18 protein-coding genes and 2 pseudogenes are annotated in these 16,429 nt (G+C 44.3%); 8 read left to right on the forward strand and 12 right to left on the reverse strand.

What is annotated here, in order from left to right:
• Positions 1-93 precede the first annotated feature (93 nt).
• A complete protein-coding gene (locus JOC54_RS20000; RefSeq protein WP_204468677.1) occupies positions 94-618 on the reverse strand; it encodes a TetR/AcrR family transcriptional regulator in 525 nt (174 codons plus the stop codon).
• Between the two features lie 230 nt (positions 619-848).
• Here JOC54_RS20000 and JOC54_RS20005 point away from each other — a divergent pair, with 230 nt between their 5' ends.
• Entirely contained in the window at positions 849-1,628 is a 780-nt protein-coding gene (locus JOC54_RS20005; RefSeq protein WP_204468680.1) for an alpha/beta hydrolase, read from the forward strand.
• 398 nt (positions 1,629-2,026) lie between these two features.
• Here the strand turns inward: JOC54_RS20005 and JOC54_RS23280 are convergent, their stop codons facing one another.
• The 6 genes from JOC54_RS23280 to JOC54_RS20030 form a co-directional block, all read right to left on the reverse strand.
• Positions 2,027-2,149, reverse strand: a complete 123-nt coding sequence (locus JOC54_RS23280; RefSeq protein ID WP_275582734.1) for a hypothetical protein — start codon at positions 2,147-2,149, stop codon at positions 2,027-2,029.
• Positions 2,150-2,506: 357 nt separating this feature from the next.
• Positions 2,507-3,454, reverse strand: coding sequence for a threonine ammonia-lyase (locus tag JOC54_RS20010; protein ID WP_204468682.1), 948 nt, complete (start codon positions 3,452-3,454; stop codon positions 2,507-2,509).
• Between the two features lie 178 nt (positions 3,455-3,632).
• Positions 3,633-4,637 (reverse strand): 2-hydroxyacid dehydrogenase, encoded by a 1,005-nt coding sequence (locus tag JOC54_RS20015; protein WP_204468684.1) that lies wholly within the window; start codon positions 4,635-4,637, stop codon positions 3,633-3,635.
• A 15-nt stretch (positions 4,638-4,652) separates the two neighbouring features.
• Positions 4,653-5,411 carry an SDR family NAD(P)-dependent oxidoreductase gene (locus JOC54_RS20020; protein WP_204468686.1) on the reverse strand — a complete coding sequence of 253 codons (759 nt, stop codon included), beginning with the start codon at positions 5,409-5,411 and terminating at the stop codon, positions 4,653-4,655.
• A 3-nt stretch (positions 5,412-5,414) separates the two neighbouring features.
• Positions 5,415-6,932 (reverse strand): FGGY-family carbohydrate kinase, encoded by a 1,518-nt coding sequence (locus JOC54_RS20025; RefSeq protein ID WP_204468689.1) that lies wholly within the window; start codon positions 6,930-6,932, stop codon positions 5,415-5,417.
• Between the two features lie 68 nt (positions 6,933-7,000).
• Entirely contained in the window at positions 7,001-7,792 is a 792-nt protein-coding gene (locus JOC54_RS20030) for a class I fructose-bisphosphate aldolase (RefSeq protein WP_204468691.1), read from the reverse strand.
• A gap of 237 nt (positions 7,793-8,029) precedes the next feature.
• Between JOC54_RS20030 and JOC54_RS20035 the strand changes: the two genes are divergently transcribed.
• Positions 8,030-8,218, forward strand: a complete 189-nt coding sequence (locus tag JOC54_RS20035; protein ID WP_054792996.1) for a hypothetical protein — start codon at positions 8,030-8,032, stop codon at positions 8,216-8,218.
• An 11-nt stretch (positions 8,219-8,229) separates the two neighbouring features.
• On the opposite strand, the gene JOC54_RS20040 is transcribed toward JOC54_RS20035, so the two are convergent.
• Positions 8,230-8,403, reverse strand: coding sequence for a DUF4177 domain-containing protein (locus JOC54_RS20040; RefSeq protein ID WP_204468701.1), 174 nt, complete (start codon positions 8,401-8,403; stop codon positions 8,230-8,232).
• Positions 8,404-8,475: 72 nt separating this feature from the next.
• On the opposite strand from JOC54_RS20040, the gene JOC54_RS20045 reads away from it, so the two are divergent.
• Entirely contained in the window at positions 8,476-8,667 is a 192-nt protein-coding gene (locus JOC54_RS20045; RefSeq protein ID WP_204468703.1) for a hypothetical protein, read from the forward strand.
• 81 nt (positions 8,668-8,748) lie between these two features.
• Here JOC54_RS20045 and JOC54_RS20050 read toward each other — a convergent pair whose 3' ends face one another.
• The 3 genes from JOC54_RS20050 to JOC54_RS20060 form a co-directional block, all read right to left on the reverse strand.
• Complete coding sequence (locus JOC54_RS20050) at positions 8,749-8,967, reverse strand: hypothetical protein (RefSeq protein ID WP_035422360.1); 219 nt, start codon at positions 8,965-8,967, stop codon at positions 8,749-8,751.
• 153 nt (positions 8,968-9,120) lie between these two features.
• On the reverse strand, positions 9,121-11,787 hold the full coding sequence (locus JOC54_RS20055) for a cation-transporting P-type ATPase (RefSeq protein ID WP_204468705.1): 2,667 nt from the start codon (positions 11,785-11,787) through the stop codon (positions 9,121-9,123).
• An 83-nt stretch (positions 11,788-11,870) separates the two neighbouring features.
• On the reverse strand, positions 11,871-12,506 hold the full coding sequence (locus JOC54_RS20060; protein WP_204468708.1) for a hypothetical protein: 636 nt from the start codon (positions 12,504-12,506) through the stop codon (positions 11,871-11,873).
• Between the two features lie 112 nt (positions 12,507-12,618).
• Here JOC54_RS20060 and JOC54_RS20065 point away from each other — a divergent pair, with 112 nt between their 5' ends.
• A complete protein-coding gene (locus JOC54_RS20065; protein WP_204468710.1) occupies positions 12,619-12,873 on the forward strand; it encodes a hypothetical protein in 255 nt (84 codons plus the stop codon).
• A 9-nt stretch (positions 12,874-12,882) separates the two neighbouring features.
• Here JOC54_RS20065 and yeiL read toward each other — a convergent pair whose 3' ends face one another.
• Positions 12,883-13,548: a transcriptional regulator YeiL gene (gene yeiL / locus JOC54_RS20070; protein ID WP_367617840.1), complete on the reverse strand. Its 666-nt coding sequence runs from the start codon at positions 13,546-13,548 to the stop codon at positions 12,883-12,885.
• Between the two features lie 80 nt (positions 13,549-13,628).
• Between yeiL and JOC54_RS20075 the strand changes: the two genes are divergently transcribed.
• The 4 genes and pseudogenes from JOC54_RS20075 to JOC54_RS20085 form a co-directional block, all read left to right on the forward strand.
• Positions 13,629-14,786, forward strand: a complete 1,158-nt coding sequence (locus JOC54_RS20075) for an MFS transporter (RefSeq protein WP_204468712.1) — start codon at positions 13,629-13,631, stop codon at positions 14,784-14,786.
• Positions 14,787-14,845: 59 nt separating this feature from the next.
• Positions 14,846-15,580: pseudogene (gene bglS / locus JOC54_RS20080) on the forward strand (beta-glucanase); the annotation flags it as partial.
• Positions 15,563-15,964 (forward strand): carbohydrate-binding protein, encoded by a 402-nt coding sequence (locus tag JOC54_RS23535; RefSeq protein WP_437183593.1) that lies wholly within the window; start codon positions 15,563-15,565, stop codon positions 15,962-15,964. The pseudogene bglS and the gene JOC54_RS23535, both read left to right, overlap by 18 nt.
• A 97-nt stretch (positions 15,965-16,061) precedes the next feature.
• A pseudogene (locus JOC54_RS20085) lies at positions 16,062-16,429 on the forward strand (HTH domain-containing protein); the annotation flags it as partial.

The raw sequence follows: 16,429 nt of genomic DNA on the forward strand, positions 1-16,429 counted from the left end.
AATCCTTTTTATTTCAGCTATTTATCCGTCGTTGTATCCAAGAAAACATTTTATCATAAGTTGAGCTGAAATGCTGAGATGAGTTGTCTCTTTTTATAGTGAAAGATAGGTAGATACGGTTTGCGCCATGCCTTCGTTCGTCTCTTGCATGTCATTTTCAGCCCATTTGATTAATACTTCAATGAGACCACCAGCAATAAAATGGACTTTATAGGTCTCAACCTGTTCATTTTTAAACCAACCATGTTGTTGATACATCTGAATGAGCGCTTCTGCATTTCTTTGGAAGCTTTCATGCAATAAATGGGTTAAGTTTGCTTGAATCAGCAGCAGAATCAGTCTTTTTTCAGCTCGAAATGTTTTAAAAAACAAGATTAAAAAATCACTGACACGGGTTTCTTGTTTTGTCTGAAAAAAAGCGAGGATCTGACTCGTTTTCTCTTGAAGTAGCTCTAACAAAATCGCTTCTTTCGTTCCATAATTTCGATAAAACGTCATTCTCGAAAAACCTGCTTTTTTCGTTAATTCCGTGATAGAAATCGAATGAAAGGATTTCTGTTCCATTAGCTCGAGTAATGATTCAGCTAAACACTCTTTCGCATACTCATGTAGACTCATTTGGTACAATCCCCTCTGTTTTGTCACAGTTCGGCTCGAAGCTATTGCCTTTCTTTTTCGCTACGTTACAATTGTACCATTAAAGATTGAGGAGTGTTCCCGTTGCGTTCTTATCCCATCCATCCCGACTTCAAAAGTTTAGAAAAAACAAAGCTACCTTTTTACTTCCTCTGCTCAATAAATTAGTCGCCAGAAAAAACAACCGCATCACGCTTCCGGCAAATTTAAAGATGACAAAAAAGACGATTAGCGGTTATAACGGCGATGAAATAACGATTCACATTTATGAACCAACAGACGTTGAAACAAAGAACTGCTTGGTGTATTTCCACGGAGGCGCGTTTGCACTAAAAGAAGCCCCTTATCACCTTAATCTCTGTTTCGATTACGCACTGCAAACACCTTGCAAACTTGTATTTGTTGATTATCGATTATTGCCGAAGTACACATTTCCTTTCGGTTTAGAAGATGGATACGCGGCAACTAAGTGGGTGTTTGACCATCCAGAAGAGCTGGATATAAAGAAAGATAGAATTGCTGTTGGCGGAGATAGCGCGGGGGCGGCAATTGCTGCTGGTGTAACGTTGCTTGCTCGCGATCGAGCGGAAATGGAAATCGCCTTTCAACTATTAATCTATCCAGTCATGGATAAAAAACAGCAAACAGCTTCAATGCAAACCTATACAGATACGCCGATGTGGAATTCAGTCCTCAATAAAAAAATGTGGAAACTCTACCTTAAAGACACAGCGAGCGACGCAAACTATGCGTCACCAATAGACGCTGACTCTCATCACAATCTGCCTAGTGCCTATATCGAAGTAGCCGAGTTTGACTGCTTACGCGACGAGGGAATTCACTATGCCGAAGCACTAAGGAATGAGCAGATTGACGTGATCTTGAACAAGACGGAAGGCACGGTGCACGGTTACGACATGGTTGAATCAAGCGAGATTGTCTTAAAGAGCAAAGCCTTGCGGATAGAAGTGTTGAAAAAAGCATTTGAGTGATAGAATGTAGACATTATTTCTTATACAACTTTCGGTAACGATACGTATGCATGATCCCGGCAAGCAAACTTCCTAATACAATAAGAGGAATTGGACCAGGACTAACGCTGTATTTAATTAAACCGTTGACATTAACAATCAGAAAAACGCTGCCCGCAACGAAGCAGAAATAGAAAATACAAATAAAAAATATGTGAAGCGCCTTTGTATTTTTCCATATCTTCTTTCTTTTTTGGTGACATGTGCGCCAACCTCCTTCATTAAAAATGTCAACTAATTATCAGATAAAGAGCAAACCGATTAATTAATCTTTCGAAAACAATACAGGCTAAAAAGCCCGCAAATGAGGCTCATCCCTGTAGCAAAAGGGATCGGACCTGGGTTAATATTGAATTTCATTAGCTCATTAACATTGACGATAAGAAAGACACTGCCACTAATAAAGCAGAAAAAAAGATAATCATCGTAAATAAATAGAGTGCTTTCACCTGTTTCTTCGTTGGTTTCTTTTTAAGTGGCATATTCTGACGCTCCCTTTCTTTGGTTAAAGGGAGCGATTCATTACAAACCGCTCCCCGCAATAACGTCACATTCCGATAAGCCGGCAATAAGAACAAACGTCGTCCACAGAAAGCCCGCTACTTGACGTAACAGCGTGATCGGCGCATGCAACGAGTGCGTGCCGCGAGTTTTCTGAATGAGACAACGAACAGAATGATGCTACACAGCCATACGAGATAGGTTAGCATGACGCCATTTACATACCATCTCAAACCTTCTCCCCAATACACCATTGCTTGATACCCGTTCGTTCAATAAATCGATTACCAATCTAGTAGAGAGTGGTATCGGATCCCTTCACTGCTGTTAATTACCATTCACACCAGCTCCCCAATTGCCTCAAGGTCAACATTCCCACCGCTGGCGACGAGCACAACAGTGCCGCCTTGGTGATCAATTTTCCCAACTAAAAGTGCAGCGAGGGTAACAGCACCTGATGGTTCAACGACTTGCTTCATCCGTGCTAAGTAGAATTGACAGGCTTCGCGAATCGCTTCGTCTGAGACCGTAACAATCTCGTCTACATTCGACTGGAGGATGGGAAACGTCAGCTCACCAGGAACAGACGCGCGTAAACCATCGGCAATTGTTTGAGCTGCTGGGATCGATAGGCGCTTTCCAGCCTCAATGGATTGCTCGGTATCATTGGCATCTTCTGGCTCGACACCAATGACCTGAATCGCTGGATACATCGATTTAATCGCTGTGGCAACTCCCGACATGAGCCCGCCGCCACCGACTGGGACCACAACGACTTCAGCCTGCTTAACTTGTGCGAGAATTTCCAAACCGACCGTGCCCTGCCCGGCCATCAGCTCATAGTCATCATAAGGCGGGATGTATGTTGCTCCGGTGATTTCTTTCACTACTTGCTGGGCATAATCCAAGCGTTCTTCCGATGTTGTCCCGCAATGGATAACGATGCCGCCATAAGCTTTGATTGCCTTTTCTTTTGCGGCAATGACCGTTTCCGGGACAACAATCGTTGCCGCTAACCCGAGTGAACGCGCTGCGTAGGCTACTGCTTGACCATGATTACCTGAAGAGGCAGCGACAACGTGGTTTGCGCCACTCTCCTTAGCTTTCAGTACCCGGTTCATCGCTCCTCTTATTTTAAATGAACCGGTTTTTTGCAAGTGCTCTGCTTTAATAAAAACAGAAGCACCGACTTTGTCGTTTAGCGTTTGAGATGATAACATTGGCGTCCTGTGAATTCTGTTCTGTAGACGCTCATGAGCATCCTCAATTTTTTTTCTAGTAAGCATTCTAGCCACTCCTTTATCGATATCCACTCTTACTAATTCCATATTAAAATAAAAATTCCTGTAGCGAAGAGGCGAATTTCGACAAATGTCTTTCTCCTTTGTTTTATGAGTATAAAAAAAGGTAAATGCTCAAACTATTTTATCCCCACATAAAGAAGCATTGGCCATTGACCAATGCTTACGCTTGATTGAGCCACTTCAGCACTCGTATTGCCAGTTTTTTTGGCGTATTGCGAAACGCGTCTGCCGTGCTCCCGGCCATATGACTTGTAACGGTGACATTATCGAGCTTTAGAAATGGGCTGTCTGCTTCTAGCGGTTCCTGATCAAAGGTATCAATGGCCGCACCTGCGATTTCATTCGTTTGCAGCGCGTGAATTAAGTCTGGTTCCTTCACTAACCCAGAGCGCGCCGTATTAATGAGAATCGCCGTTTGTTTCATTTGCGTTAGTTCTCTTGCCCCAATCATTCCGGCCGTTTCCTCCGTAAGTCTCCCGTGTAAAGACACAACATCAGCTTCGTGCAACAGCGTGTTCAAGTCAACCTGTTCAAAAGAAGTCACTCCGTTAAAATAGGGATCGAAAAAAACAATTCGTGCATCAAAACCTTGTAGAAACTTGCCAACAAGCTGACCGACGTGACCAAAGCCAACCAGACCAATCGTCCTTCCTTCTAACTCGGGCACAGTAGCGCTATTCGGAAAATCTTTGCGCCAGTTTCCTGCTTGCATCGCGGCGTGAGAACGAGCAATGTTGCGCATTTCCGCAAACAAGAGGCCGACCGTGAACTCGGCAACACTACGGGCATTTCGACCAGGCGTATTTAAGACGGTTATCCCCCGCTCCTGTGCCTTTTTCAGATACACATTTTCAGTTCCGCCCCGAAGCACACCAATTAGCGTCGCTTTTGTAGCGGCTTCGATGACATGACGATTGATCGGCGCGAACTGTGTAATAATGATGTCATAGTGTTCAATGTCTTCAAGTAGGTTATCTGGCAGAAATACGGCCTCACTCCCCCCTTGTTCAATCGCCAAGTTCGCTTGCTGCAACTCTTCCAAACTGTTGTGGTGCCATTGTTTTACCGTTACATCAATTCCTGCTTCTTCTAGGGCTTGTAGTCCTTCCGCCATCATCTCTGCTGGGATAAACAAATCGGCAATTGCCAAACATGTTTGTTTCATTTTTTCACTCCTTTGTTAGCGCATGAGCATTCCGCCTGTTGCATCCAGTGTCGCTCCCGTTATGTAATTCGCTTTTTCGGACACGAGAAAACAAGCAATCTCAGCGATCTCCTTCGGCTGGGCAACTCGACCTAGCGGAATGCGGTTGACGTAATACGCTTCGTTTTGAGCCAAAGCGTCTTTGATCATATCGGTTTCGACAATTCCGAGCGCAAGGCTGTTGACGTTAATCCCGTCCTTTGCATGTTCCCGCGCAAGGGAAATCGAAAAACCAACCAAACCGGCCTTGCTTGCCGCATAGTGCGCATGTCCTGTTGTTGATCCGTGGAATGCGGCTTGCGACGTTACGTTTAGAATTTTGCCGGGCTTGCCGACTGTTAAGCAGTGATTAACAAAGCGTTGGCATAACAAGAAGACGCTCGTTAAATTGATTTGCATCGTTTCGTTCCATTGGTTTAACTCGATGTCCTTCACATAGCTTGTTGGCCAGACCGCAGCATTATTCACTAAAAGATCCACTCGTCCGAAGCGCTTTACAGCTTGCTCAATCACCGTTTCGGTCGCCGCGGCATCACTTAGATCAAGCTGAATCGCTTCTGCCTCCGTCCCACGTAAACGCACCTCTTCCAATAAAGCTTCAGCTTTCGCACGATTGCTTTGATACGTAAAAACAACATGAGCGCCTGCTTCAGCAAGAGCGAGAACAACTGCCTTGCCCACGCCCCGTGATCCCCCTGTCACAATCGCGGTTTTGCCTTTAATTCCTAAGTCCATGCTTTAAACGCCTGCCTTCCAAATCGGTTCCATTTGTTTTAATCGATCCTTGTAGCGTTGAAACTTCGTTGCGTAAATAGATGATTGTTCCTGGTTTGGCACAATGGTCCGACCCACCTGCACCATTGCTTCGGCTGCGTCCTTCATTGAGCTGTAGTATCCTTGCATGACCGCAGCACACATCGCCGTTCCGAGCGTACCATGTTCGTTAACCTCGACAATCTCAATTGGTAGCTTGAGGCAGTCGGCAAACATTTGCACCCACACCGCTGATTTTGTGACTCCTCCGGCGATTCGACAGCGCTTTGGCTTTTCCCCATAGCGAAGCAATCGCTCAATATGAACGAGATGGCTAAACACAATCCCTTCGTACACGGCACGGACAACATGCTTTTTCTGATGCCAGCTGTTCATGCCGATAAAGCCGGCGTTGGCGTGGGCTACTGTATTTGAACCAAATAAAAACGGAAAAAACAGCAAGTCACTTTCTTCGGGAGTGGTTTGCGCAACCATCTCGTTACAAAGCTCATATACAGACCGACCACCTGCTTCTGCCTCGCGTTTTTCCAGCTCCATAAACTGGTCGATAAACCATTCGAGGTTGCTCGCTGACGTCGGGCTCGCCTCTGTCGTTAGCCAGTAATCAGGCAAACAGTAAATGGACGTCATGAAGAGTGCATGATCCACTACTGGTTTTTTTGTAATGAATTCATTGATGCTCCAAGTGCCTGCAACAATACAGAGCGTCCCTTCTTCAACAAGTCCTGAGGCAACAGCGGAAGCCGAAATATCAAAAATGCCGCCAGCAATTGGCGTTCCTACAGTTAAGCCTGTTGCTTCAGCTGCTTCTTTTGACACATAGCCGCAAACGTCGGTTGATTCCTTTAGTGGTGGCAACTTTTCCATCACTTCGGCTATGCCGAAGAAAGCAAGCAGATCGGCATCGTAACAGCGGTCCCTTACGTTTAACAAACTTGTGCCCGATGCATCGGTTATTTCTAAGTACGCTTCACCGCTCAATTTAAAGCGAACGTAATCTTTCACCATAAAAATAAAAGCGGTCGCGTCATACACTTCCCGCTTCTTTTCCTTTAACCACGCTAACAGGGCTACCGGCTGCCCCGTCCAAACTGACTGCATCGTTTTCGGCAATACCTCCGTTTCAAACGCTGGATCTTGGTACCAGCTTTCGATGTACGCTTTGGCCCGACTGTCGGTTGAAATGATTCCGTTGTATGTCGGTACACCATGCTGATCGGTGATATAAACGCCGTTGCCGTGCCCTGTCAAAGAGATCGCCGCAATTTGGCTCGCATCAATCTCTGCCTTTGCCAAAACGGTTTGTATGACGCTACAATTCGCTTCCCACAATTCGTCCATCGCCCGCTCTGTGTGATACGGCTCAGGCATTAGCATCGTCGTCTTGCGAGTGGCGCTCGCGACTTCCTTTCCATCTATTGTGTAAAGGGCTGCTTTTGTTAACGTCCCACCATTATCAATTCCCATTAAAAACTTCTCCAACGATCTCACCTCGTTTCGCAAAGATTGATAAACCGCTTACAAAACAATGTATTTGCAACACGTTCACGCTATGCCTGGTACGCTTCACAAGCCTCGTTTACGCTTCCGCCAAGGTGAATTAAGACATTTAACCCCGCAACAACACCTACCGGATGCGGATTCTGCGTAATATTGCGTCCAACCGCAACACCGCTTGCGCCGACGTCAAGACAATGCTTTACAAACGAGAAGTACGCTTCCATGTCTTCCGTTTTTGGACCACCAAGTGCCAGCACAGGGCGATTTGCCAACTCAACAATAAGCGCGTCTTCCTGCTTGCCGCTAAAGCGTGTTTTAATGATGTCTGCTCCGAGCTCTGCGCCAATTTGCGCCGCTGTTGCGATGACGCTTGCCTTCGCCGAGTCCTCCGTTGTGACGGCATAGCCGTATGGAAGCGTTTCGCACATGTACGGCATATTCCAACGCTCGGCATCACGTGCAAGAGCAGAGGCAATGGCGTGGGACTCCATCTCATTCTGTGCTCCGGGAAAGGTCATTGAAATGATGCCGTCAGCACCGATCCGAGCAGCTTCTTCCACCGATAAACAAGCCATCGTTGCAGGCACGCTCGCATCAAAGATTGCTGCTGACATATCCGCGCGCACGAGCATCGCAATTCGCGAGAAGCTCGCAGCATAGGTTTTTGCCATGCCTTGGGTGACTAGAACCGCATCAAGCCCGTTTTCAATCAAACGCGGCATTAAGGCAATCGTCGAATCAATCCCTTCCGTTTTTGTTGAAAAATAACCCCCATCGAGCGCGAGCGTTATTGACTTTCCGTCCTCAGCAAATATCCGGTTCATACGTCTATTTTTTGTCATAGGCTTCACTCCTTTTTTGGCAAAAAAACCCACAACGACATCAATAGGGATCTCGTTGTGGGATAAGTGTGTGTCGTATCAAATTGAAACGTTCTGGTTAACTAAGCTTACGAAAGCGTACATGATTGTGTCAAGCAATTCCCGTGATTAATCTCTTACTAAAAAAACAGTTAGTGATTACGATTTTAAGCAGTAGGGTAATAAATTTCTATATCCATTAAATAGGAGGATGAGAAAATGAGTAATCGCTTAAAAGCAGGACTTCAGCTAGCATTTCTGCACGCTTTTATCATGTTTATTGTTAGTTGGCTATTAGGAGGCGAGCCGAATTGGACCTATGTTTCTGGCTTCGCCGTTGGTGGGTTTATCGGTGGCTACTTTGTTCAACCTTTTTTCGAAAAACGCCGAAAAAAAAGAGCAACATAAAGAGCCGCTCTTTATGTTGCTCGCTTAAACACGGCTAAGTTTCCGTCTGTTCCTCCCATACTCGTTTGTGCTTCCATGGAAATGAGGTCCCAGCCTTCTTCTGCTGTTTCATTTAAAATCGTTTCAATCTTTGCTGTTTGTTTTTTTGTGACCGCCACAGGCAATAAAATCGTTTTATATTCCATTGAGATCACTCCTTTATTCTATGGTAACATAGATAACAAACCATTTTGAAAAGTAGAAAAGGAGCCTGGCTGATGTCGAGTGTTTTTTTAGTTCGTACGTTTTTTGTCTTTCTCTTCCTACTAATTGTTAGTTTTCTTTCGACCAGTCCAATTAGCTGGCTAGATATTCTATTGTTAACGCTTGCTTCATTCGTGTGGTCGTATCTGATTGGTAAGTTATTGTCATTGATTAAAGTTGTCTATAAGTTCTTAAGCAAAGAATAACCGGCTGCCTGCCTACCCGATAGGATTCATTCGTTTGATGTTGTCATTTATTTACCGTAACTCATCAAACAGAAAAAATCGTTACGATAAAGATGCAAACAAGAACAGCAGGGCAAAATAAGCAGCAATCAAAAGAAACAAGCCATTCGCACCCAGCACAAACCACTTAATGTAGCCCGTTGTTTTAAAACTTGTAAGTACGCCCGCAATCGCGACGGCAATCATCGTCCAAGCAGGAAATTGTAAAATAAAGCCAATCATCAAAACAATGACGGAAGCCATTGACCAATATGTATACATAACAGCACCTCAATCATAAGTTACGTTCAGTTTATCATGAATGAGAGGCAGTTCCTGTCTTTTAATAATTGCGTAAATAGGCATATGTTCGTTGATCGTCTTCTTCAATTCTCAAGTAGAAAAAGCTGATTCAACGGAATCAGCTTTTTTCAGTTACCTCACTTCACGTTTTAACACCTTTCTCGAAATGCTTTTCTCCATTTCGACCACAACAAAAACGAATAGACCCATTAATACAGGAATTGTCCACTGGGAAAAGGCAAGTGGCGTTGTTTGAAAAACCGTATTCATAAACGGAATATACGTTAACGCGAGCTGAAGCACAATTAAGATCCCGGCGACAAGAAAAACTGCTTTATTGCGGAAGAAGTCTTTATTAAAAGCAAAGCCGAGTTCGCTCCGACAGTTGAACAAGTAAAATAACTGCCCCATAACAAACATTTGCAAGATAACCGTTTGCAAATCACTTCCGCTATAGCCTTGTTTTTGCATAAATGAATTCATCCATAACGTCCCGATTCCAATCATAATCGAGACAAATGAAATTCGGAACAAATAATAAGGCGATAAGAGCCGGTCTTTCGGATTACGCGGTGGTCTGTTCATCGCCCCTTTTTCCAAGTGCTCGAAGGCAAGACCGAGAGAGACGGTGATGGCGACAACCATGTTGACCCAGAGAATTTGCACAGGCGTTAGCGGCATCGTCATTCCTAAAAAGATACTCGCTACGATTAATATCCCGCCGGCTCCGTTTGTCGGCAAAATAAAGAGAATGGTTTTCTTCACGTTGTCATAGACACGTCGTCCTTCTTCAACGGCGTGCACAATCGTTTGAAAGTTATCATCAGCAAGCACCATCTTTGCTGCGTCCTTCGTCACTTCGGTTCCTTTAATTCCCATTGCGACGCCGATGTCAGCACGCTTAAGCGCAGCCGCATCATTAACGCCGTCTCCAGTCATTGCACAGATATGTCCACGTTTTTGCAAGGCTTTAACGAGGCGTAGCTTGTTTTCTGGACTCGTACGGGCAAAAATATGCGTTGATTCCGCCGCATCTTCCAGCTCTTCATCTGACATTTTATCAAGCTCTCGACCGGTCAATGCTTTTTCTCCATCACCAATGCCAAGCTGTTTTCCAATGGCTTTAGCCGTATCAGCATGGTCTCCGGTAATCATCTTCACTTGAATGCCCGCTTCTGTACAAGTGTGAACCGCCTGCTTTGCTTCTTCTCTTGGCGGGTCAATGATACCGGCAATGCCGAGAAATTCCATTCCTTCTTCTAAATCATGATGTCCAATTGAGTCCATTGCGGAGCCGATTTTTTTATAAGCAGCACCGATGACCCGCTCTCCTTCTTTGGCACGGAGTGACATGCGCTGTTGCCAATAGTCTAGATCAAAGCCCGCAGCCTCATTTTTTTGCACCATTTCAAATACACGGTCTGGCGCGCCTTTGACAAACAAATAGTGATCTTGCTCAATTTCTGCCAAGACAGCCATATACTTATAATCAGAATCAAACGGAATTTTTGAGATCACTTTATACGTCGGCACATTCAAATCAGATTTACGCACGAGTGTTAAAAAACAGCCGTCGGTCGGGTCACCGTCAATCATCCAGTGCCCCGCTTCATCTTGGCGCAGATTGGCATCGTTACAAATATGAACACAGGTGAGGAGCTGCTTAAGTACATCATCTACTTTCGTTTCCGATTTACTGTTCGTTTGGTTAATCTCACCTTTAGGGGCATAACCTGTTCCCGTCACTTCATACTGACTTTGTGTCGTCTCCAGATTGGTTACAGTCATTTCATTTTTTGTAAGCGTTCCTGTTTTGTCGGAACAAATTACGGAAACTGAGCCAAGGGTTTCAACAGAAGGCAAGCTTCTAATAATGGCCTTGCGTTTGGCCATCCGCTGCACACCGACCGCAAGGATAATCGAAAGAACAGCAGGTAGCCCTTCTGGAATGGCGGCTACTGCTAGGGCGATGACCGACAATAACAATTCCCCAGCAGGGAAGTCACGAACAAAATAGCCGAATACGTACATGACGACGGCGACTCCGACAACAAATAAAGCAATGGTCTTCCCGAAAGCACCAATCTGCCGTAATAACGGTGTTTTTAAGTCCTCGACCTCAGTGATTGCCTGGTTGATCTTGCCAAGCTCCGTAGCGGCACCGATTGCCGTCACGATTCCAACACCGCTACCTGTCGCAACCGAGGTTCCAGAAAAGGCCATATTTGTACGATCGTTTAAAATCGTATCTTCATCAAGCGCAGCCGTTTGTTTGTCAACCGCAGTTGACTCACCCGTTAATGCCGACTCCTCCACACGCAAATTATGCGCATCGATTAAACGTAGATCAGCGGGCACTTTATCACCTGCGCTTAAAATAACAACATCGCCAACGACGACTTCTGCCGCTTCAACTTCTGAACGAACTCCGTCTCTTCGCACATTCGCTGATAAACTGAGTAACGCCTTAATGCCGTTAAGCGCTTTTTCAGCCTGGTTTTCTTGAAAATAACCGATAAACGCATTAATAATCGTCACGAGCAAAATAACGCTTGTGTCGATGTAATGCCCTAACAGAAACGTAATGACGGCTGCACCAAGAAGAATATAAATGAGTACATCGTTGAAGTGATTGAGGAATTTTTTTATTTTTGATTCCTTTTTCTTTTCCGGCAGCTCATTGCGACCATGTTCTGTCAGACGTTCGTTTGCTTCAGCCTGACTAAGTCCCGACTCAATCTTGCTGTTGAGCCTTTGTTCAATAGCTTCCACGTTTAAGTGATGCCATTTATCTTCCATTTACGTCACCTCTGCCTGCATTTTTGCCACACTGCTAGTATAAACAGAAATAAAACACTAATTCTTTTTTTCTTTGTAAAGAATCAACGCCGACTTCTTTTCCGTCCAATAATAAAGGATGTTCCAATAACAACAAGTAGACCAAGTGAGGAGTAAAGCCAGACAGACTGATGGTTCATAGTCGGCTCTTGTTGATAACGTTCAAGTAGCATCGTTTGGAAGTCTTCAACCGAAAAAGAATCTTGATTCTCGTTTCCCAGCTCGCGAATAGACTGCTTCATTGTATGAAAGGCATAATATGAACCTATTGCAAGTTCTTCAATGAGTACTTCATCTTTAGCTAAATTAGCCAAATTCGGCGCTAGCTCCAATGGGTATCCAAAGCCAGATATCGTTAACGATTTGTCGTTCTGACTTTTTAAACGGATGCCGTTAATTGCTTGCTTATTTTCATAAACAAGCGCGATCCATTCATCAGCCTCTGGCACAAAAATCTCTTTGCTTTTACCGAAAGCAAAGTGCGGGTTTAAACGATAAATCGCTCTTGGATCAGCAAAGGTAATGGAGTCCATATCAGCAGTAGTAAACCCGTATTCGCTCGGATCGTCTGCTTGAAACAGATCCTCAAAATAAATACGTAACGCTTCTTCTTTAATGAGTTGTGTCTCAGCGGCAGAGGTTTCTGCTGATCCAAACAAACAAGTAGTCAAAGCAAGCAATATTATTATCCTTTTAGCGATAGTGATCATCTCCCTCATCGTTAAATCGATAATAACGGATAATTCAAAACTATGCTATTATTAATGTACCTTTTGAGAGAGAAGGAAATCCATGAGCCAAAAAACAAAGCGATTGCTTCTTTTGATTAGCTTGATTGTATCCATTTTCGTGACCGCTGTATCTCCTTTTACCTATGGCTACGAAACACAATACGGTCTTCCAGCCGCCGTTATTAGTACGTATGACACAGGTGGAGGATTCTCTTTTCATCTGCTCGGATTGCTATTTAATCTTTTTTTCGTTTACTTTCTAATACGTTTGCTGATCCACCTTTACAATAAGCTACAAAAGAAGCTGTTCACCTGAACAGCTTCTCTAGTCTTTCTCTAACAAAGCGGCTAGATGTAGCAGACCGTCCCGCTCAATCACTACATAATGCCTGCCCACTTTTTGCAAATAGCCTTTGTCACAAAACTGACTGATCACGTGAAGCAAATGGCGGTAAGAGACACCGAAGTAATCGCATACGACCACATGGGCTTCCTTGTACATACCCTCCACCGCCGTTTGGAGAATAAAAGCAGCAAGGCGGTTTTCAAGCGGGAAAGAGCTCTGAGCATATTTCGTTGCCATTGTCGTTGATTTAATACTAAGGAAGCGAGCCAGATGGCGCAAAAAAGTCGCGTCGTTCAACAACTTTTCGCGGCAAGCTCGATACGGCAAGGCAAAACAAGTCGTTCGGCTAATCGCTTGAATGCCTTTTGTGTGATAATGGTCGTGAAAAAGCTCCATCTCACCCATAAAGTCTCGTTCCCCCATTATATTTAGTAAAGAGACTTTCCCATTTTGATGGGTGACATATATTTTCGTTTTTCCCGTAACGATGTAAAACAAGGATTCAGGGCGCCTTCCTTCTTGAATGATCCACTCACCTGGCTCATGTGTAATGACCGAGACAAATGAGTCTATTGGAAAGGAAAACAGCTGCCTAAATCCTGTCTGCTTCATTAATTGCTCTTTCTTTTTCTGTAAATGGTTCACCTAAACACTCCTACTATGAGATATCTCCTATTACCATACTCAACTCGGTGCTAAGATGCAAAACAGAGGAGAGGATGACAATGTATACACAAGCTTGGATGAGCAAACGCTTTTTTAGTTTCTTTTTAACATGGGGGATTTTTCTGCCGTATTGGTCAGGCTGGATGATTTTAACAAAAGGGGTTTCCGTTGCTGAAGTGAGCTTGATAATGAGTTGTGGTTTACTGATTAGGGGGATTTCAACCCTTTTTCTCTTCCCTTACCTAGCTGAGAAAGTAAGCAGCAAGACGCTTCTTCATGTCGCCGGGGTCGGCGCGCTGCTTGCCTTTTGCTTTTATATTCCGGCCACAACGTTCTGGCAGTTACTTATTGTTACCGTACTTGTTCATATCTTTTACCCGGCAATCATGCCGGCACTAGAAAGCATCGCCAGTATCCTTGTGCAAAATAACGCATTAAAACAGTACGGCAAAGCTCGCCAGTGGGGCTCGATTGGCTTTATTTCGATCGGAATCTTTATTACGTTTTTTACGAGCCGTTATGGCGATGAACTGCTTTTTTGGGCATTGCTTATGGGACTTGCTGGGTTTGTGCTGCTTACCTTTTTAAAAGCACCAGCGGTTTTATCGACTCGTCCAGAACGAGACCTGCAGGAGAAACTTAGCTTAAGCCGACTGTTTCGCATTCCCTTTTTCGGCATTACACTGCTTATTGTTATTCTTATTCAAGCATCACACGCAACCTATTACAATTATGGCTATGTCTTCATTCAGACGTTGGATGTACCACTCTACTTAATTGGGCTGATCATTAACATTGCCGTGATTGCCGAGATTTGCTTTTTTTCCATTGTTGATAAACGGTTTGCCGGAGTTTCTGTTGCGACGATGCTGATGCTGGCAGCGGTTGGTTCTTCGCTCCGCTGGATTCTCGTCTTCGCATTTCCAACAATCATCATGTTTAGCATTGCCCAAGTCCTGCATGCTTTTTCGTTTGCGCTCGTGCACTATGCCTTTTTGCAATTTTTAATTAAACACGTGCCACAACCGCATATCCCCAAAGCACAAGGACTCTATTCCGCACTCGCGCTAAGCTGGAGTACTGCCGTGTTTACGATATTCGGTGGTTTTTTGTATGAAATGGAGCCGCGTTATGCCTTTATCGGGATGCTCGTTGCTTCTATACCAGCACTCGGGCTTGCTTTGTTTTACCGCAAACGAGAACGTTCCCATTCATAATCTGCTTATGCCTCACGTACACTGGTCGAGGCTACTATAATGAGGAAGGACGGATAACAATGAACCAAAAACGATTAATAATCCCTATTCTAATGGCACTTCTTTTTTTCTTGCTTCAAGCACCCGCAAGTGCTGCCAGCTCCTTGCAACAAGGCTTGTTTACCCAGTTTAATCAGCATGATGGACAGCACTGGCAAATGTCAAACGGCTGGCGCAACGGTGATCCATTTTTTGGCTGTCACTGGAGCGAGAATCGCGTTAATTTTCCAAGCGGCCAGCTGGAACTTTCGATTCGTCCAAATGAGGCGTTCCCTGCTCCTTATTCTTACGAATGTGCAGAGTATACGACCCATGAATTTTATGGCTACGGTCTGTATGAAGTTTCAATGAAACCTTCAAACGTTGATGGGATGATTTCTTCCTTTTTCACGTACACTGGACCCACTTACAATGGCGACCCGTGGGATGAAATTGACATTGAATTTCTCGGCAAGGATACAACGAAAATTCAGTTTAACTATTATACGAATGGGGTTGGTGGCAACGAAATCCTGCATGATTTAGGGTTTGATGCCTCAGAAAGCTTTAACACGTATGCCTTTGATTGGCAACCTCACTCAATTACGTGGTACGTCAATGGTGAAGCGATTGCCACTCGAACACAGAACATTCCTTCCAATCCAGGAAAAATCATGATGAACCTGTGGAATACGTACGGGATTGATGAATGGGCAGGACGCTATACCGGGGAAGCGACAAGCGCAAGCTATGAGTGGATGCGCTATACGCCAAGTAGTGAAAACGGGGTGGCTCCAGACTTGCAGCTGCGTGCGTGTGATTTTGATGAAGGCAGCGGTGTGCAATCTTGGAATTGTGGCGTCGGAAACTTTGACGCAGGCAACTGGATTAAATTCGATCAAGTAAACTTATCGTCAGGCTATAACGCCTTGGCCGTCAGCTATGCTTCAGAGGTTGGTGGCAGTTTTGATATTCGCATTGGTAGCTTGAATGGGCCAACGATTGGTAGCGTCCACTTCCCACCAACCACCGGCTGGAATGACTACCAGTGGAACGGCACACCCGCTTTAAACCATGCAATTCAAGGAAATCAAACCATTTATTTTGTTTCAACAAGCGGAAAAGCGAATCTGCAAGAAATCTGGTTTAAGAACGAATAATTGTTTCATTCATTTAAAGAGGAATAAGCCCCTATCTAAAATGTACCCTATAAAGTAGACACGAAAAAAGTCTACCTATAGGGTACTTTTTTGTATAATGACAAGTAGACAATATAGTAGAAATTGGGGAAGCCATCATGAGTAAAAAAACATTCACGGAAAAAGAAATTAATCAGTTATCCATTAATCCATATGTGAAAACGGTAAGTTCCAAGGGAATTACCTATACAAATGAATTTAAAAGCTGCTTTATCGCTGAAAAGAAAAAAGGGAAGTTCTCTAGACAGATCTTTGAAGAGGCAGGGTTTGATGTAAACATAATTGGTATGACACGTATTCATGCCGCAAGTAAGAGATGGAGCGAAGCTTTTAAAAAGAATGGAGTGATGGGACTAACTGATACAAGGAAAGGCCATTCCGGGAGACCTAGAGAACGAGAGGTATCTCTTGAGGAAAAAAATGCTC

The organism is Shouchella xiaoxiensis (genome assembly GCF_016907895.1).
GTDB lineage: Bacteria > Bacillota > Bacilli > Bacillales > Bacillaceae_D > Shouchella > Shouchella xiaoxiensis.

Bases quoted from the DNA above. Each gene is read 5' to 3' on its own strand.
- JOC54_RS20000 (WP_204468677.1), bottom strand. From the start codon at position 618: ATGAGTCTACATGAGTATGCGAAAGAGTGTTTAGCTGAATCATTACTC.
- JOC54_RS20005 (WP_204468680.1), top strand. From the start codon at position 849: ATGACAAAAAAGACGATTAGCGGTTATAACGGCGATGAAATAACGATT.
- JOC54_RS23280 (WP_275582734.1), bottom strand. From the start codon at position 2,149: ATGCCACTTAAAAAGAAACCAACGAAGAAACAGGTGAAAGCACTCTAT.
- JOC54_RS20010 (WP_204468682.1), bottom strand. From the start codon at position 3,454: ATGCTTACTAGAAAAAAAATTGAGGATGCTCATGAGCGTCTACAGAAC.
- JOC54_RS20015 (WP_204468684.1), bottom strand. From the start codon at position 4,637: ATGAAACAAACATGTTTGGCAATTGCCGATTTGTTTATCCCAGCAGAG.
- JOC54_RS20020 (WP_204468686.1), bottom strand. From the start codon at position 5,411: ATGGACTTAGGAATTAAAGGCAAAACCGCGATTGTGACAGGGGGATCA.
- JOC54_RS20030 (WP_204468691.1), bottom strand. From the start codon at position 7,792: ATGACAAAAAATAGACGTATGAACCGGATATTTGCTGAGGACGGAAAG.
- JOC54_RS20035 (WP_054792996.1), top strand. From the start codon at position 8,030: ATGAGTAATCGCTTAAAAGCAGGACTTCAGCTAGCATTTCTGCACGCT.
- JOC54_RS20040 (WP_204468701.1), bottom strand. From the start codon at position 8,403: ATGGAATATAAAACGATTTTATTGCCTGTGGCGGTCACAAAAAAACAA.
- JOC54_RS20045 (WP_204468703.1), top strand. From the start codon at position 8,476: ATGTCGAGTGTTTTTTTAGTTCGTACGTTTTTTGTCTTTCTCTTCCTA.
- JOC54_RS20050 (WP_035422360.1), bottom strand. From the start codon at position 8,967: ATGTATACATATTGGTCAATGGCTTCCGTCATTGTTTTGATGATTGGC.
- JOC54_RS20055 (WP_204468705.1), bottom strand. From the start codon at position 11,787: ATGGAAGATAAATGGCATCACTTAAACGTGGAAGCTATTGAACAAAGG.
- JOC54_RS20065 (WP_204468710.1), top strand. From the start codon at position 12,619: ATGAGCCAAAAAACAAAGCGATTGCTTCTTTTGATTAGCTTGATTGTA.
- JOC54_RS20075 (WP_204468712.1), top strand. From the start codon at position 13,629: ATGTATACACAAGCTTGGATGAGCAAACGCTTTTTTAGTTTCTTTTTA.
- JOC54_RS23535 (WP_437183593.1), top strand. From the start codon at position 15,563: ATGCGCTATACGCCAAGTAGTGAAAACGGGGTGGCTCCAGACTTGCAG.